This is a genomic window from Stenotrophomonas capsici (assembly GCF_034961085.1).
GTDB classification, from domain to species: Bacteria; Pseudomonadota; Gammaproteobacteria; order Xanthomonadales; family Xanthomonadaceae; genus Stenotrophomonas; species Stenotrophomonas capsici.
In genome coordinates, this window is the sequence record NZ_JAYFUH010000085.1 from 81,661 (window position 1) to 104,688 (window position 23,028).

The following is a 23,028-nucleotide window of genomic DNA, read 5'->3' on the forward strand; positions in this document are numbered from 1 at the left end:
AAGATGGGCTGTTGGGTGGCCCGGTCACCGGCATGAGGTATCTGGATCTGTGAGGCTGCCGGCCCGGACTGCAGGTGTTGTTGGGGACACCGCCTGCTGGTCCCTCCTGGCGAATCAGTCGGCCAGCGTTATCGCGGGATTGGCATTGCTGCGGCGGGGGATGTTCTTGCCGGCCGCAGCGGCCTCCCGGATCAGCGACTCTTCCTGGCGCTCCAGCTCCAACTGCTGCGCCTCCAGCCGCTCCTTCTTGCGGTCGTCGGTGATGGTCACCTCGCCCTGGTAGAGGGCTTCAACTTTGGCGCGCAGGCGCTCACGGATGGCGTCGGGGAAGAACTTGCACGCGTAAGCGTGGGCACTGTCGGGATAAGCCGATACGGCAGGGCAGGCGCCGCCAGTGAAGGCGCTTGGCCGAATCTTGACGCTGTTGGCCTCGCGCTCGATGTGAGTATTGATGGCAGCCAGCGCATCATCTTTCGACGGCATGCCGTCGATCAGGTTGCGGATCTCGTCAGCCAGGTCTTCGATCTGGGCGCGGATGCTCGTCGCCTTGGGCAACAAGTAGCTGGTCATGGTCGCAACGGCACCAGACAGTGCGGAATGACGTTCCGAACTGGAACCGTGCAGAATGGCCCCCACAGGAGCCTTCCATGCCAAACCCCTTTTTCGTGCAGCGAATCGATCACGTGGTGTTCCGGGTGGCTGACCTGGAGCGGAGCATTGGTTTCTACGGGGCCGTGCTCGGTTGCGAGGTTGTCCGGCGGCGTGAGCATCTGGGGCTTGTTCACCTGCGTGCTGGTGCGTCGATGATCGACCTGGTGAGCCTGGACGGTCCGCTGGGGTCGCGCGGTGGCGCGGCGGCCGGGAAGGAGGGGCGGAATGTCGATCATCTGTGCCTGCGCATCGCGCCGTTCGATGAGGCCCGCCTTGTCGCTCACCTTGAACAGCACGGCGTCTCGGCGGTGGGCAAGGCCGAGGTCAATTTCGGTGCCGAGGGCGATGGCCTTTCGCTGTACTTCCTCGACCCGGACGGGAACACGATCGAGCTGAAGGGGCCGTCTGAAAACTGAGGCGCGATTTGTTTCCGGGAACAGGGGGCAGAGCCAGGTTCATGTTGGCATGGGCGCCTGTACCGGGGTCTGATTGTGGCAATGGTTCATCAAGGGATGCGACTGCGTGAAAAGCCCCGGCCAACTGATGGCTATTTCAATCAAGAAAGTCCTGCTGCCCGCGTTGCGCCAGCGCGGCTTCGGCGGTAGCGGCGTGGCACACTTCGTTCGCGCCAGTGACGCTCACCGCGACTTCCTGTCGATCCAGTACTGGACGTATGGCGGTAGCTTCATCCTGGAGTTCAGCCGCGTTCCCGCGGCTTGGGTTGATCCGGAGTCCGGCGAAGCGCCGAAGAGGGTGTTCGAGACGGACCCGCTGTTGAGAAAGCGCTTGATCGATACGGAACAGCACAAGGATTTCCGCGGCTTCAGTTTCAAGGCTTTCGGCAGCGAGCAAAGCCGGTACGACCAGTTGGCGGCCTCCGTTGTTGCATTGTTGCCGCAGATCGAGGCGTGGCTGGAGGACGGGATCCAAGGGCCGAATATCCACTGAAATGCGGCGTCACCCTGCTGGTCTGCGGCGGACTGTCGTGTTGAAACCGCCTGGCCAGCGTCGGCGGGTGGCGTAGCCGGTAAGCGCAGCGCAGGGGTGCCATGACGCATGCGGGTGCGAGGCACTCACTCTGACTTGCAGGCCGCGTGCTCGGAACGTTGAGCGTCCGGGTGCCGTGCGTTCCCTCGAACGAGTGGTGCTGGGCGCTAGGCTTGGCGACCCACCGACGTCACATCGACTTCAGGCGCCAGTCGGCGTCTACTTGCATCTCCGTCTTTCTCCAATCGCGAGTGCAATGAATGAATCCTTCGGCTTCCTATTCCTGCCTGCTGCAGACGCCTTCGGTGCAGACGTACCGCGCGCTTCGGGTGGGTGCCGGATTGAGTGCAAAGAGCGATACGGCGGCCGAGCGCGGCTTGCCCAATACCTTGTTCGCGGTGCAGGTGCTGCACGGCGATGAGGTGATCGGGATGGGCCGGGTGATCGGTGATGGCGGCTGTTTCTACCAGGTGGTGGATATCGCGGTGCTGCCCGCGCACCAGGGGCAGGGGCTGGGCAAGCGGATCATGGGCGAGATCATGAAGTACATCGAGGCCGAGGTGCCGGCCAGCGGTTACGTCAGTTTGATCGCCGACGGGCAGGCGCAGGACCTGTATGCGCAGTTTGGGTTTGTCCTTACCGCCCCGCGGTCGGTGGGAATGGCGTACCTGCGGCGCTAACCGGGGCGAGGTGCGCAGCGGGATTGCCGGTCCCGCTGCGCCGGGTTTATCCGGGCTGCGCTGCGAGGGGAATGGCCGTTGTTTCGTCCCGGCCTCCGGGTCAGGGACACCGGTTCCCGTTCGGCGGGCAGGGCCCGGGGCGGTTTCACTCGGCTTTCCGCATTCAGCAGGCTATCTTTACGCCCGCCCGCGAGGGGCCGGTGTCCCTAGCCTGGCGGGCAGAGTATTCCAGGGCGGTGGGTAGCCGCCGATAGCCAGTGCACGGTCGTGCGGAGGTGGGTGTGGTCCAGGAAGGGAAGCAGCGCATGCGCCGCGTGTTGGGTGGTGTGGGCGGAGCGTTGTTGGCGCTGTGTTGCCTGTTGGTGGGTATCTGGGGCGGCTTCGCGCTGTGGTACCAGTTCCCCGGGGGCGTGGTGGCGCGGGTGGTGGCGATCCTGGTGTGGTGCGTGCCCAGCATATGGGCGGTGCGCGCCGGCTTTTCGCCCCGGCGGCGCTGGCATTCGCTGGCGGTGTTCGGCGGGGTGTTCGCGCTGATGCTGGCGTGGTGGTCGACCATCACCCCGCTGCAGGACCGTGACTGGGCCGACGACGTGGCCCAGCCGCTGCACGCGCGCATCGAGGGCGACCGGCTGGTGATCGACAACGTGCGCGACTTCCAGTGGCGCAGCAAGACCGATTACGACGTGCGCTGGGAGCGGCGCGAGTACGACCTGTCACAGGTGCAGTCGGTGGACATGATCCTGTCCTACTGGATGGGCCCGGCCATCGCCCACACGCTGGTGTCCTTCGGCTTCGCCGATGGCCGGCAGCTGGTGTTCTCGCTGGAGATCCGCAAGGAGCAGGGGGAGTCGTTCTCGGCGCTGGGCGGGTTCTTCCGCAAGTTCGAGGCGGTGCTGGTGGCCTCGGACGAGCGCGACATCGTGCAGGTGCGCAGCAACGTGCGCGGCGAGGATGTCTACCTGTACCGGTTGCAGGGGCTGACACCGGAGAAGATGCGCGAGCTGTTGCGTTTCTACGTGGAGCGCGGACAAGCGTTGGAGCAGGCCCCGGCGTTCTACAACACGCTTACCAGCAACTGCACCACGGTGGTGTTCGAGCTGATGCGACGCATCGTGCCGGGCCTGCCGCTGGATTACCGCTTGTTGGCCTCCGGCTACCTGGCCGAATATGCGCAGGATGTCGGCGGGCTGACCCCGGGTGTTCCCTACGAACACCTGCACCGGCTTGGCCGCATCACCCAGCGGGCACGCCAAGCCGATGATGGCCCCGATTTCTCGGCACGGATACGCCAGGGCGTACCCGGCATCTCCCCCCAAGGAAACGTTCCATGAGTCCCATTGCGCAAGCATGGATGCGCCGGCTGCTGCCGGTGATGGCGGTCGCGGCGCTGCTGCTGTCCAGCGGCTGCGCGATGGTGAAGATGAAGTCGGTCACGGCCACCGACCACGTGGCGCTCAAGCGCGGCGACATCCTGACCGACGGCAAGCTCAGCGCGTTGTCGCAGGAAGCGCTGTCGGTGATCGGCCTGACCGCCAGTGCCTGCGGCAAGGACCTGCCGGCCTGCCGGCAGACCGTGGCGACCATCGACGGGCTGCAGACCGAGCAACGGCTCTCGACGCTGGCCGAGCTATGGATGCAGGAGGCCCTGGCGGTCACGCCCAAGTCCAAGCCCGGGCAGCCGCCGGAGCTGTCACCCGCGGCACTGGACGCCTGGCTGGAAACGGCGCGCTATTCCTATGCGTACCTGTTCTTCAGTGGCCGCACGCCGGCGCAACGGGCACTGGAAGACCGCCTCACCCAGGTGCGTGACTACTACAACTACGCCACCGAGCAGGCCTCGTCGGTGGTGTTCCAGCGCAGCAAGGCGCGGGCGCTGGAAGGCGAGGACCTGACCAAGCCGGTGCAGGTGGACAGCTGGACCATCCGCAGCGAGTTCGACCAGCTCAACCTGACCGGCATCCCCAGCCAGCTGGTGGCCGCCTCGTCGGTGAGCTTTGCCGGCCTGCGCAGTTCCTACCGTCGCGACGGTTTCGGCGCCGAGCTGGTGGTGGTGCTGGAGAAAGCGCCACTGGCGGTGCCGGTGGAAGGCGAGGGCGGGCCGACCCTGCCGGTGTTCAGCGAGATGCCGGCGATCAACGCGACCACGCTGCTGTACTTCAGCGGTGACACGCTGGAGGAAGTATTGGCCACGCGCGACATCCGCCTGGAGGCGTACTCGCCCGACCTCACCAGCACCATCATGCTGCGCGGCCAGGAAGTGCCGCTGGCGGCGAACTTCACCGCCGCCTACGGCGTATGGCTTGCCCAATCGGGGTTCGCCACCGAGTCGTTGCGCACGCTGTTTGGCCGCGGCGAGGGCATCCGCGAGCCGCATATCTACCTGATGCAGCCGTACGACCCGAACCGCCGCATCATCTTCATGCTGCACGGGTTGGCCAGCAGCCCGGAGGCCTGGGTGAACCTGGCCAACGAGATCATGGGCGACCCGGAGATGCGCCGGCACTACCAGGTGTGGTCGGTGTACTACCCGACCAACGCGCCGATCGCGTTGAACCGGTACACGGTGAGCAACGCGTTCAACCAGACCTTGAAGCACTTCGACCCCAACGGCACCGCGCCGGCCACGCATGACATGGTGTTCATCGGCCACAGCATGGGCGGGGTGATCGCGCGGCTGATGCTCAGCAGTTCCGGCGATGTGCTGTGGAACGACGCGGTGCAGCGCTTCAAGCTGGAGGGCGACCGGCTGACGCGGGTGCAGGGCCGGCTCGGGCCGCTGCTGAACTTCACCCCGCAGCCGAACGTGGAACGGGCGATCTTCATCGCGTCCCCGCACAAGGGCACCGATGCGGCGGGCAACCGGCTGGGGCGGATGATCGGCCGGCTGGTGCGGTTGCCGTTCACCATCCTGGGCAAGTTCGGCGAAGTGTTCCTGGAGCTGCAGGAGCCCGGCGAGGCCGGCAAGAAGCCGAAGGAACCGCAGGTCGGCAACAGCATCGAGAACCTCAAGGCCAGCGACCCCTTCATCCGGAAGTCGGCGGACCTGCCGATCGCGCCGGGCCTGAAGTACCACTCGATCATCGCCCAGCGCAAAGCCGACGTGCCCACCGCGCAGTCCGATGACGGGCTGGTGCCGTACTGGAGCGCGCACCTGGACGGCGCGCTGTCGGAGAAGGTGGTGATCTCCGGCCACAGCGTGCAGGAAACCCCGGAGGCGGTGCTGGAAGTGCGGCGCATCCTGCGCGAGGACCTGCGCGAGGTGGACGGCGTGCAGCACTGAGCGCGCCACCCCCGGCATCAACGAACAAGGCCACCGCGAGGTGGCCTTGTTCGTTGCGCAAGCGGGTCAGATGGCCGCTTCGATGCCCGGCATCGCAAGCCGCGAGCGGGTCAGTGCCATGCCCAGGTTGGCGGTGCGGCGGCAGACGAACACCATCACGTAGTCCGGGTAGCGCTTGCCGCGCATGAAGATGTGGATCAGGTTCTCGCTGTTGACGATGATTTCCTGAAAGTAATGTGCGCCTTCCTGCTCCTGCAGGCCACGGGCGCGGCGGAACATCTGCTCGATGCTGCGGATGTTCGGGCCCTGGTACAGGTCGGCGGTGGCGGCGGCGACCAGGTCCAGCACTTCGCGCGGATGCGAATCGACGGTACGGACCGAGAGCAGCATGCCGGAGCTGATGTCGACGTAACCGGCGGCCACGCATTCGGGAACGGAGGCAACGGCCTGTTGCAGGGTGGTATCGAGGGACATGGGGGTGGTTCCTTGAGGGGGAGGCAAACGCAATGCGCGCGGGCCGGGAGGCCCGCGTGCGGAAAGGGGGGAGTCAGCAGGCGCGGATCAGCAGGTTTTCTTCGAGGGCGTGCAGCAGGTCTTCCTGCTCGCGCGATTGCACGAAGCCCGGTTCCAGGGTGCGCAGGCGGCGCAGTGCTTCGTCGGCGGTGAGCCCTTCGCGGACCAGCCATGCCGCCAGCACCATGCCGGTGCGGCCGAGCCCGGCCAGGCAATGCACGGCGACGACTTCGCCCTCGCGCAGCATCACTTCGATCTTGGCCAGCAGCAGCTTGGCCCACAGCAGCGGCGGTGCGCCGCGGTCGGCGATACCCAGGTGGTAGCTGCGCAGGCCGTGCGGGGCCAGCAGCGCGTCGGGCATCGGGTTTTCGGTCAGGTTGACCAGCACGGTGACGCCCATGCCGCGCAGCAGGGCCAGGTCGTGGTCGGCTGCGAACACCACGCCCGGCATCGGGCAACCGGCGAGCTTGCCGGGTACCAGCCAATGGAAGCCATTGGGGCCACGGCGCGACGGCGTCGCCGGCAGGCGGACCGGTTGCACGACGGGTGCCGGAGCGGGTGGCGGCGCAACCTCCGCTGAGGGAGCGACCTGCAGCGGGGCAGGGGGGGGCACGTTGTCGGCCAGTTCCTCGGCGCGCGCGTCCGGCGCCGGCACATGGCAGCTGCCGGTGCGCAGGAACTGCGCCAGTACCGGGTGCTGCATGGCGTTGCTGAAGAAGGCGGCCGTGTCGGCATCCACCTGCACGTGGCCGCCGGCCAGCAGGATCACCCGCGAGGCGATGCGGCGGGCCTGGCCCTGGTGGTGCAGGGTGACCAGGCAGGCATGGTCACGGCCCAGGCGTTCGATCAGGCCGAGCACGACCTCGGCCTCGTGCGGCTCCAGTTCGCTGGTGGGCTCGTCGATCAGCAGCAGCGGGCTGCCGCTGAAGGCCGCGCGGACGATGGCCAGCTGGCGGGCAAGCACGCGCGGCAGGTCGATGACCCTGTGCGACAGGTGCTCGACCAGGGCGTCGGCGGCCAGTGCCTGCAGGCGCGCGACGATGTCCTCGCGCAGGATGTGCTGGCTGCCCCCAGGATGCTGGCGCAGTGCGGCGGCCAGGTTTTCCTGCACGCTGAAGCCCAGTTCGCGTGGCTGCTGGTGGACCAGCACCGGCGGCCGTTGCGCGGCCTCCAGCGGTGCGCCGTTGAACAGCAGCCGCCCCCAGCGTTCGCCGTGGGCGTTGTGCTGGCCCGACAGTGCCTGCAGCAGCGAGGACTTGCCGGTGCCTCCGGGACCCATCAGCACCACGATGCCGGGGCCGTCCAGGGTCAGGTCGAGGTGGGCCAGCACCGTACGGCGGCCACGGCTCATGCCCCAGCCTTCCAGCTGCAGCAACGAGGGGACAGCAGTTTGAACAGGGGAGGTCATGGAACCTTGTCCGACGCAGACCGCATCCGGCGGGCGCGGGCGGAAGAGGGAAAGGCGGGCAGTATGGTTTGCCTCAAATCCCTGTCAATTTGACTTTGTGTTGACGCGCATCAACATCCGTGAATAGGGAGGGGGCGCCGGGTATTGTCCGAAAGCCCTGCTATCCAATTGATGTGGAAGGGAAAAGGTGGCTGGCCGATAGGTCATGGCCTTGTCCTGCCAATGTCATCGGGCCGGCCCCGACGTCACATTTCCGGTTTCGGCCGGATTCAGAAATTTCGCGCGAAACGCACCGTCCCCTGCGCGGTTGGCGCAGCCACCTGCAGTTCCAGCCGCAACTGGTCGCGGGGATGGGCATCGAGCACGCCGATCAGGTCGGTATAGGGGCCGGTCCGGACTTCACGCAGCAGCACCTGCTGGCGTTGGCCAGACAGGTCGGTCGCGGTGGCCTGCACGCTGCCGCCGGCCGGCAGCTCCTCGCCGTTGCTGAGCTGGCGCAGCGCGACCACCAGCAGGGCGCGGTCGGCTTCGCGGTTGACGCCGTAGCTGCGGGCGACCGCCTCGTTCATGGCCAGCGTGGGCAGCAGGTTGTAGTGCACGCGCAGGCTGCCCAGGTCGGCATGCCCCGGTTGTGGCTGCACCGGCGAGGCCGGGCGCGGGGTTTCCTGCGCCGAGCAGGCGGCCAATGACAGCACGGCGGACAACAGCAGCAGCGGGAACCGGGACATGCGGACCTCCGGGTGGGCGGTGGGGTCAGTCGTTGGCGGCGGAGAGCTCGCGGCCACGGCGGGTGGCCGCGTCGATGGCGCGGGCGGTCAGTGCTTCGAAGCCGCCGGCCTGGAAGGTCTCGATGGCGGCCTGGGTGGTGCCCCCCGGCGAGGTGACGCGGCGGCGCAGCTCGGCCGGCGCCTCGCCGGCCTCGGTGAGCATGCGCGCCGCACCGAGCACGGTGTCCAGCACCAGCGTGCGCGCGGCCTCGGCGGGCAGGCCCTGCTCGAGCGCGGCTGCCTCCATCGCCTCGGCCAGCAGGAACACATAGGCCGGACCGCTGCCGGACACGGCGGTCACCGCATCCATCCTGGCTTCCTCGTCGATCCACACCGTGCGCCCGGCGCTGGCCAGTACCTGTTCGGCCTGCGCGTGCTGGCTGGCCGAGACGCGTGCGTTGGCGAACAGCCCGGTCACGCCGGCACCGAGCAGGGCCGGGGTGTTGGGCATGGCGCGTACGACCGCCTGGTCGCCGCCCAGCCAGCGGTCCAGCTGCCCGGCGGTGATGCCGGCGGCAATCGAGACCACCACCGGCTGCCGTGCCGCGGCGTGGGCGGCCAGCTCGCCGCAGACCGCGCGCATCACCTGCGGCTTGACCGCCATCAACCACAGCCCGGCTTGGCCGGCGGCACCGGCGGCGCCCTCGTGGACGTTCACGCCGAAGTCCTGCTGCAGTGCCTCGCGCAGCGCCTGCACCGGTTCGGCGACGTGGATGCGGGTGGCCGGCATGCCGCGCCGGACCAGCCCGGCGATCAGGCTGCGGGCCATGTTGCCGCCGCCCACGAAGGCGATGTCGGTGTCGGGAAGGGCGGCGTGCGGCGTGCTGGTCATCGTGGAATCTCGGTTGGATCAGGGAGTCGGGCGTTGGCCGAACAGCGCGGTACCCACCCGCACCATGGTCGAACCGGCGGCGATGGCCTCGGCGAAATCGCTGCTCATGCCCATCGACAGAGTATCCACGTGGGCATGGCGGGCGGCCAGCGCGTCGAACAGGCCGCGCATGCGGGTGAAGGCGGCCTGGCGCCTGTCGCGCTCGGGGAACGGGGCCGGGATGGCCATCAGGCCGCGCAGGCGCAGCCGCGCATGCGCGGCGATGGCCTCGGCCAGCGCCGGGACCTGCGCCGGCTGGCAGCCGTGCTTGCTGTCCTCGTCGTCGATGTTCACCTGGATCAGCACATTCAGCGGCGGCAGCGCCGGCGGCCGGTGCCGTGCCAGGGCCTCGACCAGCTTGGGCCGGTCCACGGTCTGCACCCAGTGGAAGCTGCGCGCGGCCACCTCGGCCTTGTTCGACTGCAGGTGGCCGATCAGGTGCCATTCCAGCGCCAGCGCGGCCAGTTCCTGGATCTTGGCGGCCGCTTCCTGCACGTAGTTTTCACCGAACGCGCGCTGACCTTGTGCGGCCAGCGCGGCGATCGCCGCGGCCGGCTGCAGCTTGGAAACGGCCAGCAGGCGGACCGGCTGGCCAGGCCGGGAAACAGCGTCGATCTGCTGCTGGAGTGAGGCCAGGGACACGGTTTGCAAAGACATCAACCTCTTACGCGGGAAGGCTATACTGCCCGCCAGGGGAAACACCTTCCAGATACTCGCAACGCAGGGGACATAGCGGCGTATGGATATCGCTGAACTTTTGGCGTTCTCGGTCAAGAACAAGGCCTCGGACCTCCATCTCTCGGCCGGCTTGCCGCCGATGATCCGTGTCGACGGTGACGTCCGTCGCATCAACATTCCCGCGCTGGACCACAAGCAGGTGCACGCGCTGGTCTACGACATCATGTCGGACAAGCAGCGGCGCGACTTCGAAGAGTTCCTCGAGGTCGACTTCTCCTTCGAGATCCCGTCGCTGGCGCGCTTCCGCGTCAATGCCTTCAACCAGAACCGCGGCGCCGGTGCGGTGTTCCGTACCATTCCCTCCGAAGTGCTCACGCTGGAAGACCTTGGCTGCCCGCCGATCTTCCGCCAGCTGATCGAGCAGCCGCAGGGCCTGATCCTGGTGACCGGACCGACCGGCTCGGGCAAGTCGACCACGCTGGCTGCGATGATCGACCACATCAACAAGAACGAATACGGCCACATCCTCACCGTCGAGGACCCGATCGAATTCGTGCACACCTCGCAGAAGTGCCTGATCAACCAGCGCGAGGTGCACCGCGACACGCACGGCTTCAACGAGGCCCTGCGCTCGGCGCTGCGTGAAGACCCGGACATCATCCTGGTCGGCGAATTGCGTGACCTGGAAACCATCCGCCTGGCGCTGACCGCCGCGGAAACCGGCCACCTCGTGTTCGGCACCCTGCACACCAGCTCGGCGGCCAAGACCATCGACCGTATCATCGACGTGTTCCCGGCCGGCGAGAAGCCGATGGTGCGCTCGATGCTGTCCGAATCGCTGCGCGCGGTGATCTCGCAGGCGCTGCTGAAGAAGGTGGGCGGCGGCCGTATCGCCTCGCACGAAATCATGGTGGCCACCCCGGCCATCCGCAACCTGATCCGCGAAGACAAGGTGGCGCAGATGTATTCGTCCATCCAGACCGGTCAGCAGGTGGGCATGCAGACCCTGGACCAGAACCTGCAGGACCTGGTCAAGCGCAGCCTGATCACCCGCAATCAGGCCAAGGAATACGCCAAGGACAAGCGGCTGTTCGAGTAAGCAGGCAAGGCGGGGCAGGGGCCCGGCAACGGTGCATGGCACCGGCCGCAACCTGCCTCCAGTCGTCGCAACCCTGTTTCGTGACCACCCTTATTGGCTCCGAGGGAGCATGCCATGAGCACCATTGATTTCACCTCGTTCCTCAAGCTGATGGCGCACCAGAAAGCGTCGGACCTGTTCATCACCGCCGGCATGCCGCCGTCGATGAAGGTCAACGGCAAGCTGTCGCCGATCACCCAGACCCCGCTGACCAGCCAGCAGAGCCGCGACCTGGTGCTGAACGTGATGACGCCGGCACAGCGCGAGGAATTCGAGAAAACCCACGAGTGCAACTTCGCCATCGGCGTGTCCGGCGTGGGCCGTTTCCGCGTGAGCTGTTTCTACCAGCGCAACCAGGTGGGCATGGTGCTGCGTCGCATCGAGACGCGCATTCCCACCGTGGAGGAGCTGAACCTGCCGGCGGTGATCAAGACGCTGGCCATGACCAAGCGCGGCATCATCCTGTTCGTCGGCGCCACCGGCACCGGCAAGTCGACCTCGCTGGCGGCCATGATCGGCTACCGCAACCAGAACTCCAGCGGCCACATCATCACCATCGAGGACCCGATCGAATTCGTGCACAAGCACGAAGGCTGCATCGTCACCCAGCGTGAAGTGGGCATCGACACCGACAGCTGGGAGGCGGCGCTGAAGAACACCCTGCGCCAGGCGCCGGACGTGATCATGATCGGCGAAATCCGTACCCGCGAGGGCATGGACCACGCCATCGCCTTCGCCGAAACCGGCCACCTGGTGTTGGCCACGCTGCACGCCAACAACGCCAACCAGGCGATGGACCGCATCATCAACTTCTTCCCGGAAGACCGCCGCAACCAGCTGTTGATGGACCTGTCTCTGAACCTCAAGGGCGTGGTCGCGCAGCAGCTGGTGCCCAAGCCCGACGGCAAGGGCCGTCGCGTGGCGATGGAAATCCTGCTGGGCACGCCGCTGGTGCAGGACTACATCCGCGACGGCGAGATCCACAAGCTCAAGGAAGTGATGAAGGACTCGGTGCAACTGGGCATGAAGACCTTCGACCAGAGCCTGTTCGAGCTGTACCAGGCCGGCGAGATCAGCTACGACGACGCACTGCGCTACGCCGACTCGCAGAACGAGGTGCGCCTGCGCATCAAGCTCTCGCAGGGGGGCGATGCCAAGACCCTGTCGCAGGGTCTGGATGGTGTGGAGATCGCCGAGGTCCGTTGAGGGCTGGAGGCGAGTGGAAAGGCTGGTCCTGCGGAAGCGGGACTGGCCTTTTTGTTTTGGAGTACTGCGCGAACGGCGTACCCCTCCCCGGCCCTCCCCTTGCTGCGCAAAGGGAGGGGGAGAGGCCGCATTACTGCGCAGAAAATGGTGTTGCTGCCGCCTGATCGATCGCAGGAACAGCCCCCCTCCCTTTGCGCAGCAAGGGGAGGGTTGGGGAGGGGTGCTCTTCGCTCGATTTCCCCGCGAAGCAAAGGGGATGGCCGGGAAGGGGGGAGGCGCTTTCCAGCCCATCCCCGCTTCGCGGCTGAAGCCGCTCCTACCCGGTCTTCAGCCCTTCAACCACTTCGGCTTGAGCTTCAGCACCCGTGCGTACACCGGGCAGCTTTCGTGGTGCGCACCGGGCAGGTAGCCCAGGCTCATCAGGAACTCGCCGGTGATCTCGCCGCCGGTGAAACGGAAGGTTTTCTTGAACAGCTTCACCCATTCGGCCTTGCTCAACGGGTGGTGCGCGTCCAGCCAGGCCGAGAAGCCGCCATGGGATCGGCGCAGCCCCTGGATCACCTGCGCATTGTGGATCGCGGCCTGCACCTTGAGCCGGTTGCGGATGATCGCCGCATCACCCATCAGGCGGGCCACGTCGGCCTCGCCGTAGGCGGCCACGGTGTCCACGTCGAAGCCGTCGTAGGCGGTACGGAAACCCTCGCGCTTGCGCAGGATGGTTTCCCAGCTGAGCCCGGCCTGGTTGATCTCCAGCAGCAGGCGCTCGAACAGCTCGCTTTCCGCATGCTGCGGAAAGCCGTACTCATTGGCGTGGTAATGGTCGTGAACGGGATGGCCGGGAGCGATGTCGCAGTACGTGGGCATGGGCGCGGATCAGCAGGGACGTGGCCCGATTATCGCCGCTGCACGCCCCGGACACGCGTAACCGCTAGAATATGCGCCATGTCCGCGCTGTCCCTGCCCCTGTCCAACCACCTGCTGGTCGCCCTGCCGTCCCTGGCCGATGGCACGTTCGCGCGCAGCGTCGCGCTGATCTGCCAGCACGACGAGAACGGCGCCATGGGCGTGGTCGTCAACCAGGCCTCCGATTTCACGCTGGGCGAGGTCTTCGAACAGATGGAGATCGACTGCGACGACGGTGACCTGCGCGCGGCGCCGGTGCTCAATGGCGGGCCGGTGCATACCGAACGTGGCTTCGTCATCCATGACGACGCGCGCGCTTGGGATTCCAGCCTGACCGTTGCCGACGGCCTGTACCTGACCACCTCGCGCGACATCCTCGAGGCCATGGCCATCGGCCAGGGGCCGCGCAACGCGCTGGTGACCCTGGGTTGCGCCGGCTGGGGGGCCGGGCAACTGGAACAGGAACTGGCCGACAACAGCTGGCTGACCGTACCGGCCGATGCCGCGTTGCTGTTCGCCACGCCGCTGGAAGAACGCTGGCAGTTGGCCGCCGCGCGGATCGGCGTGGACCTGTTCCGCCTGACCGGGTACAGCGGCCGTGCCTGAGCCGGCCCGCCTGTCCACCGACAGCACCGTACTCGGCTTCGACGTCGGCTCGCGCCGCATCGGCGTGGCCATCGGCAGCGCCTTCGGCGTCGGTGCACGCGCCATCGCCGTGGTTGACGTGCATGCCAACGGACCGGACTGGACCACGCTGGACCGCCTGCACAAGGAGTGGCGGCCGCAGGGCCTGATCGTCGGCGACCCGCTGACCCTGGAGGGCGAGGACCAGCCCAACCGCAAGCGCGCGCATGCCTTCGCCCGGCAGTTGCAGCAGCGCTACAAGTTGCCGGTGCTGCTGGTCGACGAGCGCTCCAGCTCGGTCGAGGCCGCACACCGTTTTGCCGTCGAGCGCGCCGAAGGCCGCAAGCGCCGCCGTGATGCCGCCAACCTCGATGCCGTGGCCGCCGCGGTCATCATCGAGCGCTGGCTGTCGGCGCCGCACGACGCCACCCCCATTTCCTGACTGCCGAAGATCTCCCGCCATGACTGCTGCGCAACTCGATGACCAAGGACGCCTCCGCCACCTGCTGACCCTGGAAGGGTTGCCTCGAGAGACCCTGCTGCAGCTGCTCGACCGCGCCGGCCAGATCCGTGACGCGGCGGTGGGCCGGATCAGCAACAAGCGCGCGGTGCTGGCCGGTACCGCGGTGTGCACGCTGTTCTTCGAACCGTCCACGCGCACCCGCAGTTCGTTCCAGCTCGCCGCGCAGCGGCTGGGCGCGGACGTGCTCAATTTCGATGCCTCCACCTCGTCCACGCGCAAGGGGGAAACCGCCTGCGACACGCTGAAGAACCTGGAAGCGATGGGCGTGCGCGGCTTCGTCATCCGCCATCCGGACGACGGCGCGGTGGCGGCGCTGGCCGCCGCGGCCGGCGAGGGCACCGCGCTGGTCAACGCCGGTGACGGTCGCAGCGCGCACCCGACCCAGGGCCTGCTCGACATGCTGACCCTGCGTCAGGCCAAGGGGCCGGACTTCTCCAAGCTCAAGGTGGTGATCGTCGGCGACGTGAAGCACTCGCGCGTGGCCCGCACCGACCTGCATGCGATGCGCACGCTGGGCGTGGGCGAGATCCGCGTGTGCGGCCCGCAGTCGTTGCTGCCCGATGATGAAACCCTCAAGGGCTGCGTGGTCGGACAGGACTTCGACGCGCTGCTGGAAGGTGCCGATGCGCTGATGATGCTGCGCCTGCAGCGCGAGCGCATGGAAGAAGGGCTGGTGCCGTCGCTGGAGCAGTACCACGCGCAGTACGGGCTGACCAACGAGCGCCTGAAGCGTGCCGGCAAGGACGCGGCGGTGCTGCACCCGGGCCCGATCAACCGCGGCGTGGAAGTCACCGACGAAGTGGCCGACGGCCCGCAGTCGTGGGTGCTGCGCCAGGTCGCCAATGGCGTGGCGGTGCGCATGGCGGTGCTGGAAACCTTGCTGGGTTGATGCCGGCTGCCGCGGCAGGAGCGGTCTCGGCCGCGAAGCCAGGATTCCATCCGCTCCACCGTTGATCGCCCCAACCGTAGGCGTCACTTCCCGCCGGCACGCTCCCGCAGCTGCTGGATGTAGGTCAGCTCCTGCAGCGCGACCGGGTTGTCGGGTTCCAGTTCCAGCGATTGCTCGTAATGGGATTGTGCCGACGGCAGGTCGCCCAGCTCGATCAGCGAGAACCCCACGCCGCGCAGCGCCAATGCCTGCAGATGCGCGGCCTCGGGATGGCTGCGGGTCAGTTCCAGCGCCTGCTGGTAGCTGGCCAGCGCACCACGCCAGTCCTTGCGCTGGTTGAAGGCGATGCCGCGTTCGGTCAGCACGTCGGCCTCATACGGGGCAGTTGCCTGGGCCTGGTCCAGCCACTGCATGGCCTGGTCGGTGTCGTGGTACTCCACGGCGATGTAGGCCAGCTGCTTGTAGGCATCGGCGCAGGCCATGTCCAGCCAGTCCAGCGGCGTGCCGTCGTTGTGGTCGGCCAGGTACAGCTCGTACTGTCGTTGGGTACGGAAGCTCACCGCACGTCGCCCGGCGGCCGCCCGATAGGCATCGCAGTGCTGGGCGACCTCCAGCAACGCAACGCGCGCCTGCGCGTTGTCACCTTTCAGGCTCTGCTCGACCGATTGCTGGACCGATGCCCGTAACTCCCTGCCCAGGCCCGGCTCGGCGGGGCGCGGGGCGACCGGCGCGGTGGTCAGCTTCCACGGGCCGGTTTCGGTCTGTGCGAAGGCGAGGTTGCAGCACAGTCCGAGCGTGACGATCAACAACAGGCGCATACAACCCCCCGGTGCAGTGGCGTTGCCGGCGAGCTTTGCACGCCGTGGTCGCCGTTGCCAGTGGTTCGCCTCAGCTGTCGCGCGGTGCCATCGCCAGGATGGCCAACTGCTGTTGGGCTTCCTCGTTGCCCGCGTCGGCGGCGGCCTTGACCTCCTGCAGCGACGGGTGCATCACCACCAGCAGCGGGTACTCGCACTGCGGGCAGGTGTATTCGGTCTGCTCGTCGTGCAGCTCCATCTCCATCTGCCGAGAGCTTCCCTGCCATTCGCAGGCCGGGCAGGCATGGTTCTGGTCGCGCCAGCCGGGCTGGTAGTAATCGGTGACGGTGGTGGTCATGGGGGGTGCCTGCGGATGGGCTGCGGAGTGTAGTACGTCAGGCTTCACGTCATCCGGGAGGTCGCGGGCAGCCAGGTCGCCGGGGCGTCGCGGATGCACGACGCCCCGCTGCAATCAATGCAGCAGCACCAGCGTGGCCAGGCCCAGGAAGGTGAAGAAGCCCATCGTGTCGGTCACGGCGGTCAGGAAGATGCCGCTGGCCAGCGCCGGATCGAAGCCCAGCCGCTTGAGCGTCAGCGGCACCAGTACGCCGGCCGAGGCGGCGAACAGCAGGTTGCAGGTCAGGGCCACGGCGATCACCAATGACAGCCCTGGCATGTGGAACCAGGCCAGCACGATCAGGCCCAGGATCGAGCCGAGCAGCAGGCCGTTGAGCAGCGCCACGCGCAGTTCCTTCCACAGCAGGGTGCGTGCGTTGGACGCGCCCACCTGGCCCAGCGCCAGGCCGCGCACCATCAGCGCCAGTACCTGGGTGCCAGCGTTGCCGCCAAGACCGGCGACGATCGGCATCAGCACGGCCAGCGCCACCAGCTTGTCGATGGTGCCTTCGAAATGGCCGACCACGCTGGAGGCCAGGAACGCGGTGCACAGGTTGATCGACAGCCACATCAGGCGCCGGCGCATGGCGCGCCAGACCGGGCTGAACAGGTCCTCGTCCTCGTCCAGGCCGGCCGCGCCCAGCACCTGGTGCTCGGCCTGGCCACGGATGATGTCGACCACGTCGTCGATGGTGATGCGGCCGATCAGGATGTTGTTGTCATCCACCACCGGTGCCGACACCCAGTCATGGTCGGAGAACTGGCGGGCCACTTCGTCGGCGCTCTCGCCGACGTCGATGGCCGGCTGCTCGTCGTCGATCAGGCGGTTGATCGGGGTGGTGTCCTCGTGGGTCACCAGCGAGGCCAACGACAACCGGCCCAGGTACTGGTGACGACGGCTGACCACGAACAGGTGGTCGGTATGGTCCGGCAGCTCGCCGCGCAGGCGCAGGTAACGCAGCACCACGTCGACGTTGACGTCGGCACGCACGGTGACCACGTCCGGGTTCATCAGGCGGCCGGCGGTGTCTTCCGGATAGGACAGCACCTGCTCGAGCCGCTCGCGGTTCTCGCGGTCCATCGACTTGAGCACTTCGTCGATGACGGTGTCGGGCAGGTCCTCGACCAGGTCGGCCAGGTCGTCGATGTCCAGGTCTTCGACCGCGGCGATGATCTCGTCCGGGTCCATGTCCGCCAGCAGGCTCTCGCGCACGTCGTCGCCGACGTGCACCAGCACCTCGCCGTCATCCTCGGCGTCGACCAACCCCCACACCACCTCGCGCTTGCCCGGCGGCAGCGATTCGAGCAGGTTGCCGATCTCGGCCGGCGAAAGAGTGTTGACCAGGCGGCGTACGGGGCCAAGCCGGCCGCTGTCGAGCGCATCGGAAAGCAGACGCAGCTGTCGTGCGGTCTTGTCGTGGCGTACCGCTTCGGCCATGCGCTGCTCCCGGGAATGAAAAGGCCGCTATCCGGGGCAAGGATGCGGCATCGGCGGTGTTGAGCCCGTCATTATCGCGTGCACGGCGTGCCGATGCACAGGTGCCGGGGCATCGGAATCAGTCGCGGGCGTTGCCGTTGATCCAGCGCTCGATGCCACGCCGGTCGCGGGCGGCCAGCAGTTGCGGTGCCTGCGCGCGCAGGCCGGTAAGGTCCACTTCGCGGATGGCGCGGCGCACCTCCAGCAGGGTGCCGGGGTGCAGGCTGAACTCGGTCAGGCCCAGCGCCAGCAACATTGCCGTCATCTGCGCGTCACCGGCGATCTCGCCGCACACCGCCACCGGGGTCTGGTGGCGTCGCGCGGTCTCGATCACCTGCCACAGCAGCCGCAGCACCGCCGGATGCAGCGGCGAGTACAGCTCGCTGACCGCCTCGTTGTTGCGGTCGGCGGCCAGCAGGTACTGCACCAGGTCGTTGGTGCCGATCGACAGGAAATCGACCTGGTCGATGAAGCACTCCAGCCCGATGGCTGCCGCAGGCACCTCGATCATCGCCCCGACCGGGATGTTCTCGGCCACTTCATGGCCATCGTTGCGCAGCAGCGCGGCCAGTCGCGACAACCGGCGGCGCACCGCCATGATCTCCTCGCGGCTGCTGACCATGGGCACCAGGATGCGCACCGGCCCGTAGCCGGAGGCGCGCAGGATGGCGCGCAGCTGGGTGTCGGCGACCTTGGGGTTGGCCAGCGACAGGCGCACGCCGCGCAGGCCCAGCGCCGGGTTCTCCTCGTTGCCCATCACCAGGCCGGTGCGATCGGCCTTGTCCGCGCCCAGGTCCAGCGTGCGGATGGTGACCGGCCGGCCGCTCATGCCGAGCACGGTGTCGCGGTAGGCGCGGAACTGTTCTTCTTCGTCCGGCAGGTGGTTGCGCTGCAGGAACAGGAATTCGGTGCGGTACAGGCCCAGCCCGCGTGCGCCCAGCGCATGCGCCTGGGCCACGTCGTCCTGGGATTCGGCGTTGGCCAGCAAGGTGATTTCCTCGCCGTCCAGCGTGCGGGTGGGCTTGGCGCGCAGGCGGCCCAGTTCGCGTTGCTCGCGGGCCAGCTCGCGCTGGCGCGCACGGTACTGGCGCAGGTCGGAGGAGGCGGGCTCGATGACGATCTCGCCGCTGCCGCCATCCAGGATCATCACGTCGCCGTCGTTGACCTTGTTCAACACGGCGCTGGCGCCCACTACTAGTGGCATGTGCAGGCTGCGGGCCAGGATGGCGCTATGCGAGAGCACGCTGCCGCCGCTGCTGACGATGCCGACCACGCCCTGCGACTGCAGTTGGGCCAGTTCGGACGGGGCCACGTTCTCGCAGACCAGGATCTCCCCGGCCAGCCCCTTCACATGGGTGGCGCGCTTGTGCAGGAACGAATGGATGCGGCCGATGACGTGGTCCAGGTCGTCGATGCGGCTCTTGAGGTAGGCGTCCTCCATGCCCTCGAACACCTGCGCCAGGCGATCGCGCTGGACGCGCAGCGCATGGCTGGCGCTGTAGCGCTTGCCGCGCACCAGTTCATCCAGCGCGGCAAGCAGTTCGGGGTCGTCCAGCAGCATGGCGTGCAGGTCGAGGAACTCGCCGACCTCGGCGGGCAGGGCACCCTGCAGGCGGCTGCGCAGTTCACGCATCTCCGCGCGCGCCGCATCGGTGGCGCGGTGCAGGCGTTCCAGTTCCTGTTCGACGGCCGATGCGGCAATGCGCTTTTCGCCGGTTTCCTGCACGTGCGGCAGGCGGACACGGGCACGTCCCAGGGCCGTGCCACGCGACGCCGCCAGCCCATGCAGCCGGGTCATGGCAGCAGGCCCCTTGGCGTGTCGGCGGGAGGCGGCAGCGCGCGCATCAGTTGTCTTCGTCGAAACGGCGTTCGAACAGGGCGGTGATGGCTTCCAGCGCGGCACCTTCGTCCTCGCCATCGACGCGGACGGTGACCGGGGTGCCCTGGCCGGCGGCCAGCAGCATCACGCCCATGATGCTCTTGGCATTGACCTCGCGGCCCTTGGCCACCAGCGTGGCATTGGCGCGGAAGGCCGATACCACCTGCACCAGCTTGGCGGTCGCGCGGGCATGCAGGCCCAGGCGGTTGGATACGGTGAGTTCTTTCTCAAGCATCGTCGACGATGACTCCATTGCGAGCGCCCGCCGCCGCAGTGGCGGGCAGTTGGTCCAATCCCTGTTCCGGATAGTTCATCACCCGCAGCAGCATCGACAGGCTCAACCCGGAGACGCGCCTGGCCGGGGTGCCCAGCCGGACCAGCTGGTTGGCCAGGTTGCTGGGGCTGGCGCCGTACAGGTCGGTCAGCACCAGCACGCCTTCGTCACCCTCGACCCGCCGCATCGCGGCCGAGGCCGCGGGCAGCAGTGCGTCGAGGTCGGCATCGAAGGGGACTTCGAAGGCTTCGGTCTTCAGCGGCAACTGCCGCAACAGGGTGGTCGCCACTTCCAGCAGGGAAGTGCCGACGCCGGGATGGGTCACGAGGAGAATGCCGCAGGTCATCCCTGAACGTTAACAGGTCACCATGAGTCCGCGATAGCGTCGGAACCTGTCTTCTGTGTGCCGTTCAGTACGGGGTTCAATCCTGCTCGCGGTGGAAGGTGGCCACGTCCGGCCAGCCCTGTTCGCGGGCATGCCGGGCCAGGCGCTCGGCCAGGTACACCGAACGGTGCTTGCCACCGGTGCAGCCGAAGGCCACGGTCACGTAGGCGCGGGTCTCGTTGCCCAGCTTGGGCAGCCAGGTGTCCAGCAGGTCCTGCAGCTGGGCGACATAGCGCACCACCTCCGGCTGGGCGTCCAGGTATTCGCGCACCTCGCGGTCACGGCCGGTCAGCGAGCGCAGTTCCGGGTCCCAGTGCGGGTTGGGCAGCACGCGCGCATCGAACACGAAGTCGGCCTCGGCCGGCACGCCGCGCTTGTAGGCGAAGGACTCGAACAGCAGCGAGAGCTTGCCCTGCTGGCTCAACGCGAATTCGGTGATGACCCGGCGCCGCAGCTGGTGCACGTTGAGCCGGGTGGTATCGATCACCGCATCGGCTTCGCGGCGCAGGGGGGCGGTCAGCTCGCGTTCGCGGATGATCGCCTCGGGCAGCGACAGCCCGAGGTGGCTGAGCGGGTGGCGACGGCGGGTATCGGCATAGCGCGCCAGCAAGGTGTCGTCGTCGGCCTCGAAGAACAGCAGGCGGGCATCGATGCCGTACTCATTGGCAGTCTGGCGCCACTTCCCCAGTTGGCTCAGATCGCTGCGCCCACGAACGTCGATACCGATGGCCAGTCGCTGTGGGCTGCTGTCATTGCGCTGGCCGAGCACCCCGCGCACGAATTCCGGCAGCAGGTTCACCGGGATGTTGTCCGAGCAGTAGTAATCCAGGTCCTCGAAGGTCTTCAGGGCGACCGATTTGCCCGAGCCGGACAGGCCGCTGACGATGACCAGCACCGGGGACGGTAAGGTGCTCATGGACTGCGTTGCTCCAACAGGTTGCTGTGACGGGCGATGAACATGGCGGCCGGGTCGATGCCCTTGGTGCGCAGGATGTGCAGGCGCGTGGCGGCCTCGGTCAGCACCGCCAGGTTGCGGCCGGGCATCACCGGCAGGGTGATCAGCGGCACGTCCAGGTCGAGCACATGGCGCTTGCCGGAATCGCCGGTCAGGCGCTCGTAGCCGTAGGCGCTGGGTTCGGTCATCGGCTTGGTCAGGTGGACGATGAGGCGAAGGTACTTGTTCTTCTTTACAGACGTGTCACCGAACATCTGGCGCACGTTGAGCACGCCCAGGCCACGGACCTCGAGCAGGTCCTGCAGCAGTTCCGGGCAGGTGCCGTCGAGCACGTCCGGGGCGATCTGGGTGAACTCCGGGGCATCGTCGGCGACCAGCCGGTGCCCGCGCGAGAGCAGTTCCAGCGCCAGCTCGCTCTTGCCCGAGCCGGCCTCGCCGGTGATCAGCACGCCGATGGAGTAGATCTCCATGAACACCCCGTGCAGGGTGATGCGGGGCGCCAGGGTCCGGGCCAGGTGGTAGCTGAGGTGGTTGAGCAGCTCGTGGCCGCGCTTGGGCGAGACCCACAGGGGGGTCTGGGATTCGTCCGCGGCCGCACGCAGGTCTTCCGGGCAGCCATGGCTCTTGGTGATGACCAGCGCCATCGGGTGGGCCTGGATGATCCGTTCGATCACCTCCCAGCGCTGGCGCGCGTCCAGCGAATCCAGCCAGGTCAGTTCCTCGGTGCCGAGGATCTGGACCTTGTTGGGGTAGATCGTATTCAGGTAGCCGGCCAGCGACGGCCGCCGTGACACGGTGTTGCCCGCCTCCAGTTCGCGGCGTGCGCCTTCGCGTCCGGCCACCCAGCGCAGGTCGAGCTTCTCGCGCTGCTGGTCGAACAGTTCCTGGGCAGTGATGCTGGTATTCATCCGCGGGGCGCCTGTGGCGGTTGGGTGATGATCTGCTGCAGTGCCTCGGCATCGGGCGCATCGCGCAGGGCCTGGCGGACGCCGGCATCGGAAAACAGCTCGGCCAGCTCGGACAGCAGCATCAGGTGCTGGTGGGTGTAATGCTCGGGTACGGCCATGGCGAAGACCAGGTCCACGCCCTCGTCACCGCCGAAATCGACCGGCTGCTGCAGGCGCAGCAAGGCGCCACGGGGCCGTTGCAGGGTTGGGGAGCGGCCATGCGGGATGGCGATGCCATGGCCGATGGCGGTGCTGCCGACGCGTTCACGCTCGCGCAGGCTGTCAAAAAGGCTGTCTGCGCCGGCTTCGCGACAGGCCAGCAGGCGCGAGGCGGCAAGAAGGGTGCTGTCTCGATCAGCGGCCGCGAGTACCTGGGTACTCACGGCCGCCATCAGGTCGGTCAACGGCATGTCTGGTGCGGAGAGTGGCTGCTGTCAGCCATTGTCGCGCAGTGCATGCGATGCGTGGGGAAGATGTTTTTCCTTGTGCTTGATGACCAACCGGTCCAGCTTGTCGGCAAGGACGTCGATGGCCGCGTACATGGTCGAGCCGGCGGCGTCGGCATGCAGGGTGCGCCCGGGCAGATTCACCGTGGCGACGACGAGGAAGTCAGGCTTGCGAGTGGACAGCTGCACCCGTATCTCGCAGTGCTGGTCGACGTGTCGTCCCACCCGCTCCAGTTTCGTTTCCACGTACTCCTTCAGGGCGGGAGTGACTTCGATCTGCTGGCCATACGTCTCGATACGCATCGGATTCCTCCTGTGGTTCGGGGTTGCCTCATGAACCCTCTGCCCAGCCAG

27 protein-coding genes are annotated in these 23,028 nt (G+C 67.4%); 10 read left to right on the forward strand and 17 right to left on the reverse strand.

Annotated elements, in window-relative coordinates; all coding sequences use genetic code 11:
• Positions 1-114 precede the first annotated feature (114 nt).
• Entirely contained in the window at positions 115-570 is a 456-nt protein-coding gene (locus VA603_RS07625; protein WP_323438422.1) for a hypothetical protein, read from the reverse strand.
• Between the two features lie 77 nt (positions 571-647).
• On the opposite strand from VA603_RS07625, the gene VA603_RS07630 reads away from it, so the two are divergent.
• The 5 genes from VA603_RS07630 (at position 648) to VA603_RS07650 (ending at position 5,598) form a co-directional block, all read left to right on the forward strand.
• The gene (locus VA603_RS07630) at positions 648-1,067 is read left to right on the forward strand and encodes a VOC family protein (RefSeq protein ID WP_323438423.1); all 420 of its coding nucleotides are present in this window, start codon (positions 648-650) and stop codon (positions 1,065-1,067) included.
• A 106-nt stretch (positions 1,068-1,173) separates the two neighbouring features.
• On the forward strand, positions 1,174-1,599 hold the full coding sequence (locus VA603_RS07635) for a hypothetical protein (protein ID WP_323438424.1): 426 nt from the start codon (positions 1,174-1,176) through the stop codon (positions 1,597-1,599).
• A 299-nt stretch (positions 1,600-1,898) separates the two neighbouring features.
• Positions 1,899-2,318: a GNAT family N-acetyltransferase gene (locus tag VA603_RS07640; RefSeq protein ID WP_323438425.1), complete on the forward strand. Its 420-nt coding sequence runs from the start codon at positions 1,899-1,901 to the stop codon at positions 2,316-2,318.
• 305 nt (positions 2,319-2,623) lie between these two features.
• Positions 2,624-3,649 (forward strand): Lnb N-terminal periplasmic domain-containing protein, encoded by a 1,026-nt coding sequence (locus VA603_RS07645; protein ID WP_313253976.1) that lies wholly within the window; start codon positions 2,624-2,626, stop codon positions 3,647-3,649.
• Positions 3,646-5,598 carry an alpha/beta hydrolase gene (locus VA603_RS07650; protein ID WP_323438426.1) on the forward strand — a complete coding sequence of 651 codons (1,953 nt, stop codon included), beginning with the start codon at positions 3,646-3,648 and terminating at the stop codon, positions 5,596-5,598. The genes VA603_RS07645 and VA603_RS07650 overlap by 4 nt, the downstream gene beginning before the upstream one ends.
• Positions 5,599-5,664: 66 nt before the next feature.
• On the opposite strand, the gene VA603_RS07655 is transcribed toward VA603_RS07650, so the two are convergent.
• The 5 genes from VA603_RS07655 to VA603_RS07675 form a co-directional block, all read right to left on the reverse strand.
• Positions 5,665-6,072, reverse strand: a complete 408-nt coding sequence (locus VA603_RS07655) for a hypothetical protein (protein WP_132864781.1) — start codon at positions 6,070-6,072, stop codon at positions 5,665-5,667.
• A gap of 73 nt (positions 6,073-6,145) precedes the next feature.
• Positions 6,146-7,519, reverse strand: a complete 1,374-nt coding sequence (locus VA603_RS07660; protein WP_323438427.1) for a phosphatase domain-containing putative toxin — start codon at positions 7,517-7,519, stop codon at positions 6,146-6,148.
• 269 nt (positions 7,520-7,788) lie between these two features.
• Complete coding sequence (locus VA603_RS07665) at positions 7,789-8,247, reverse strand: DUF4426 domain-containing protein (protein ID WP_132864779.1); 459 nt, start codon at positions 8,245-8,247, stop codon at positions 7,789-7,791.
• A gap of 25 nt (positions 8,248-8,272) precedes the next feature.
• Positions 8,273-9,118 carry a pyrroline-5-carboxylate reductase gene (gene proC / locus VA603_RS07670; protein WP_132864778.1) on the reverse strand — a complete coding sequence of 282 codons (846 nt, stop codon included), beginning with the start codon at positions 9,116-9,118 and terminating at the stop codon, positions 8,273-8,275.
• Positions 9,119-9,136: 18 nt separating this feature from the next.
• Complete coding sequence (locus VA603_RS07675) at positions 9,137-9,799, reverse strand: YggS family pyridoxal phosphate-dependent enzyme (protein WP_425603677.1); 663 nt, start codon at positions 9,797-9,799, stop codon at positions 9,137-9,139.
• Between the two features lie 97 nt (positions 9,800-9,896).
• Between VA603_RS07675 and VA603_RS07680 the strand changes: the two genes are divergently transcribed.
• Both VA603_RS07680 and VA603_RS07685 read left to right on the forward strand, forming a co-directional pair.
• Positions 9,897-10,934 (forward strand): type IV pilus twitching motility protein PilT, encoded by a 1,038-nt coding sequence (locus VA603_RS07680; protein ID WP_132864776.1) that lies wholly within the window; start codon positions 9,897-9,899, stop codon positions 10,932-10,934.
• Between the two features lie 114 nt (positions 10,935-11,048).
• On the forward strand, positions 11,049-12,179 hold the full coding sequence (locus tag VA603_RS07685; protein ID WP_132864775.1) for a PilT/PilU family type 4a pilus ATPase: 1,131 nt from the start codon (positions 11,049-11,051) through the stop codon (positions 12,177-12,179).
• Positions 12,180-12,506: 327 nt separating this feature from the next.
• On the opposite strand, the gene VA603_RS07690 is transcribed toward VA603_RS07685, so the two are convergent.
• Positions 12,507-13,043, reverse strand: coding sequence for a DNA-3-methyladenine glycosylase I (locus VA603_RS07690; RefSeq protein ID WP_132864774.1), 537 nt, complete (start codon positions 13,041-13,043; stop codon positions 12,507-12,509).
• Between the two features lie 78 nt (positions 13,044-13,121).
• On the opposite strand from VA603_RS07690, the gene VA603_RS07695 reads away from it, so the two are divergent.
• Genes VA603_RS07695 through VA603_RS07705 form a run of 3 tightly spaced genes read left to right on the forward strand, consistent with a single transcriptional unit; the run spans position 13,122 to position 15,118 of the window.
• Entirely contained in the window at positions 13,122-13,688 is a 567-nt protein-coding gene (locus VA603_RS07695) for a YqgE/AlgH family protein (protein ID WP_323438429.1), read from the forward strand.
• Positions 13,681-14,148 (forward strand): Holliday junction resolvase RuvX, encoded by a 468-nt coding sequence (ruvX, locus tag VA603_RS07700; RefSeq protein ID WP_323438430.1) that lies wholly within the window; start codon positions 13,681-13,683, stop codon positions 14,146-14,148. Before VA603_RS07695 ends, ruvX begins: the two co-directional genes overlap by 8 nt.
• A 19-nt stretch (positions 14,149-14,167) precedes the next feature.
• Positions 14,168-15,118: an aspartate carbamoyltransferase catalytic subunit gene (locus VA603_RS07705; RefSeq protein WP_132864771.1), complete on the forward strand. Its 951-nt coding sequence runs from the start codon at positions 14,168-14,170 to the stop codon at positions 15,116-15,118.
• An 83-nt stretch (positions 15,119-15,201) separates the two neighbouring features.
• Here VA603_RS07705 and VA603_RS07710 read toward each other — a convergent pair whose 3' ends face one another.
• From VA603_RS07710 to hpf, 10 genes are all read right to left on the reverse strand, one after another.
• Positions 15,202-15,936, reverse strand: a complete 735-nt coding sequence (locus VA603_RS07710) for a tetratricopeptide repeat protein (RefSeq protein ID WP_323438431.1) — start codon at positions 15,934-15,936, stop codon at positions 15,202-15,204.
• Between the two features lie 70 nt (positions 15,937-16,006).
• The gene (locus tag VA603_RS07715) at positions 16,007-16,273 is read right to left on the reverse strand and encodes a hypothetical protein (protein WP_132864769.1); all 267 of its coding nucleotides are present in this window, start codon (positions 16,271-16,273) and stop codon (positions 16,007-16,009) included.
• Positions 16,274-16,387: 114 nt separating this feature from the next.
• Entirely contained in the window at positions 16,388-17,749 is a 1,362-nt protein-coding gene (gene mgtE, locus VA603_RS07720) for a magnesium transporter (RefSeq protein WP_132864768.1), read from the reverse strand.
• Between the two features lie 118 nt (positions 17,750-17,867).
• Entirely contained in the window at positions 17,868-19,586 is a 1,719-nt protein-coding gene (gene ptsP / locus VA603_RS07725) for a phosphoenolpyruvate--protein phosphotransferase (RefSeq protein WP_192286504.1), read from the reverse strand.
• Positions 19,587-19,632: 46 nt separating this feature from the next.
• Positions 19,633-19,902 carry an HPr family phosphocarrier protein gene (locus VA603_RS07730; protein WP_132864766.1) on the reverse strand — a complete coding sequence of 90 codons (270 nt, stop codon included), beginning with the start codon at positions 19,900-19,902 and terminating at the stop codon, positions 19,633-19,635.
• The gene (locus tag VA603_RS07735) at positions 19,895-20,287 is read right to left on the reverse strand and encodes a PTS sugar transporter subunit IIA (protein WP_132864765.1); all 393 of its coding nucleotides are present in this window, start codon (positions 20,285-20,287) and stop codon (positions 19,895-19,897) included. The genes VA603_RS07730 and VA603_RS07735 overlap by 8 nt, the downstream gene beginning before the upstream one ends.
• 76 nt (positions 20,288-20,363) lie before the next feature.
• A complete protein-coding gene (gene rapZ, locus VA603_RS07740; protein ID WP_323438432.1) occupies positions 20,364-21,242 on the reverse strand; it encodes an RNase adapter RapZ in 879 nt (292 codons plus the stop codon).
• Positions 21,239-22,189, reverse strand: a complete 951-nt coding sequence (hprK, locus tag VA603_RS07745; RefSeq protein WP_132864763.1) for an HPr(Ser) kinase/phosphatase — start codon at positions 22,187-22,189, stop codon at positions 21,239-21,241. The genes rapZ and hprK overlap by 4 nt, the downstream gene beginning before the upstream one ends.
• Positions 22,186-22,638, reverse strand: a complete 453-nt coding sequence (locus VA603_RS07750) for a PTS sugar transporter subunit IIA (RefSeq protein ID WP_192286502.1) — start codon at positions 22,636-22,638, stop codon at positions 22,186-22,188. The genes hprK and VA603_RS07750 overlap by 4 nt, the downstream gene beginning before the upstream one ends.
• A gap of 24 nt (positions 22,639-22,662) precedes the next feature.
• Positions 22,663-22,977, reverse strand: a complete 315-nt coding sequence (gene hpf, locus VA603_RS07755) for a ribosome hibernation-promoting factor, HPF/YfiA family (RefSeq protein WP_132864761.1) — start codon at positions 22,975-22,977, stop codon at positions 22,663-22,665.
• Positions 22,978-23,028: the final 51 nt, after the last annotated feature.

Coding starts and splice junctions, on each gene's coding strand:
- VA603_RS07625 (WP_323438422.1), bottom strand. CDS start 570: ATGACCAGCTACTTGTTGCCCAAGGCGACGAGCATCCGCGCCCAGATC.
- VA603_RS07630 (WP_323438423.1), top strand. CDS start 648: ATGCCAAACCCCTTTTTCGTGCAGCGAATCGATCACGTGGTGTTCCGG.
- VA603_RS07640 (WP_323438425.1), top strand. CDS start 1,899: ATGAATCCTTCGGCTTCCTATTCCTGCCTGCTGCAGACGCCTTCGGTG.
- VA603_RS07645 (WP_313253976.1), top strand. CDS start 2,624: ATGCGCCGCGTGTTGGGTGGTGTGGGCGGAGCGTTGTTGGCGCTGTGT.
- VA603_RS07650 (WP_323438426.1), top strand. CDS start 3,646: ATGAGTCCCATTGCGCAAGCATGGATGCGCCGGCTGCTGCCGGTGATG.
- VA603_RS07655 (WP_132864781.1), bottom strand. CDS start 6,072: ATGTCCCTCGATACCACCCTGCAACAGGCCGTTGCCTCCGTTCCCGAA.
- VA603_RS07660 (WP_323438427.1), bottom strand. CDS start 7,519: ATGACCTCCCCTGTTCAAACTGCTGTCCCCTCGTTGCTGCAGCTGGAA.
- VA603_RS07665 (WP_132864779.1), bottom strand. CDS start 8,247: ATGTCCCGGTTCCCGCTGCTGCTGTTGTCCGCCGTGCTGTCATTGGCC.
- proC (WP_132864778.1), bottom strand. CDS start 9,118: ATGACCAGCACGCCGCACGCCGCCCTTCCCGACACCGACATCGCCTTC.
- VA603_RS07680 (WP_132864776.1), top strand. CDS start 9,897: ATGGATATCGCTGAACTTTTGGCGTTCTCGGTCAAGAACAAGGCCTCG.
- VA603_RS07685 (WP_132864775.1), top strand. CDS start 11,049: ATGAGCACCATTGATTTCACCTCGTTCCTCAAGCTGATGGCGCACCAG.
- VA603_RS07690 (WP_132864774.1), bottom strand. CDS start 13,043: ATGCCCACGTACTGCGACATCGCTCCCGGCCATCCCGTTCACGACCAT.
- VA603_RS07695 (WP_323438429.1), top strand. CDS start 13,122: ATGTCCGCGCTGTCCCTGCCCCTGTCCAACCACCTGCTGGTCGCCCTG.
- VA603_RS07705 (WP_132864771.1), top strand. CDS start 14,168: ATGACTGCTGCGCAACTCGATGACCAAGGACGCCTCCGCCACCTGCTG.
- VA603_RS07710 (WP_323438431.1), bottom strand. CDS start 15,936: ATGCGCCTGTTGTTGATCGTCACGCTCGGACTGTGCTGCAACCTCGCC.
- VA603_RS07715 (WP_132864769.1), bottom strand. CDS start 16,273: ATGACCACCACCGTCACCGATTACTACCAGCCCGGCTGGCGCGACCAG.
- mgtE (WP_132864768.1), bottom strand. CDS start 17,749: ATGGCCGAAGCGGTACGCCACGACAAGACCGCACGACAGCTGCGTCTG.
- ptsP (WP_192286504.1), bottom strand. CDS start 19,586: ATGACCCGGCTGCATGGGCTGGCGGCGTCGCGTGGCACGGCCCTGGGA.
- VA603_RS07730 (WP_132864766.1), bottom strand. CDS start 19,902: ATGCTTGAGAAAGAACTCACCGTATCCAACCGCCTGGGCCTGCATGCC.
- VA603_RS07735 (WP_132864765.1), bottom strand. CDS start 20,287: ATGACCTGCGGCATTCTCCTCGTGACCCATCCCGGCGTCGGCACTTCC.
- rapZ (WP_323438432.1), bottom strand. CDS start 21,242: ATGAGCACCTTACCGTCCCCGGTGCTGGTCATCGTCAGCGGCCTGTCC.
- hprK (WP_132864763.1), bottom strand. CDS start 22,189: ATGAATACCAGCATCACTGCCCAGGAACTGTTCGACCAGCAGCGCGAG.
- VA603_RS07750 (WP_192286502.1), bottom strand. CDS start 22,638: ATGCCGTTGACCGACCTGATGGCGGCCGTGAGTACCCAGGTACTCGCG.
- hpf (WP_132864761.1), bottom strand. CDS start 22,977: ATGCGTATCGAGACGTATGGCCAGCAGATCGAAGTCACTCCCGCCCTG.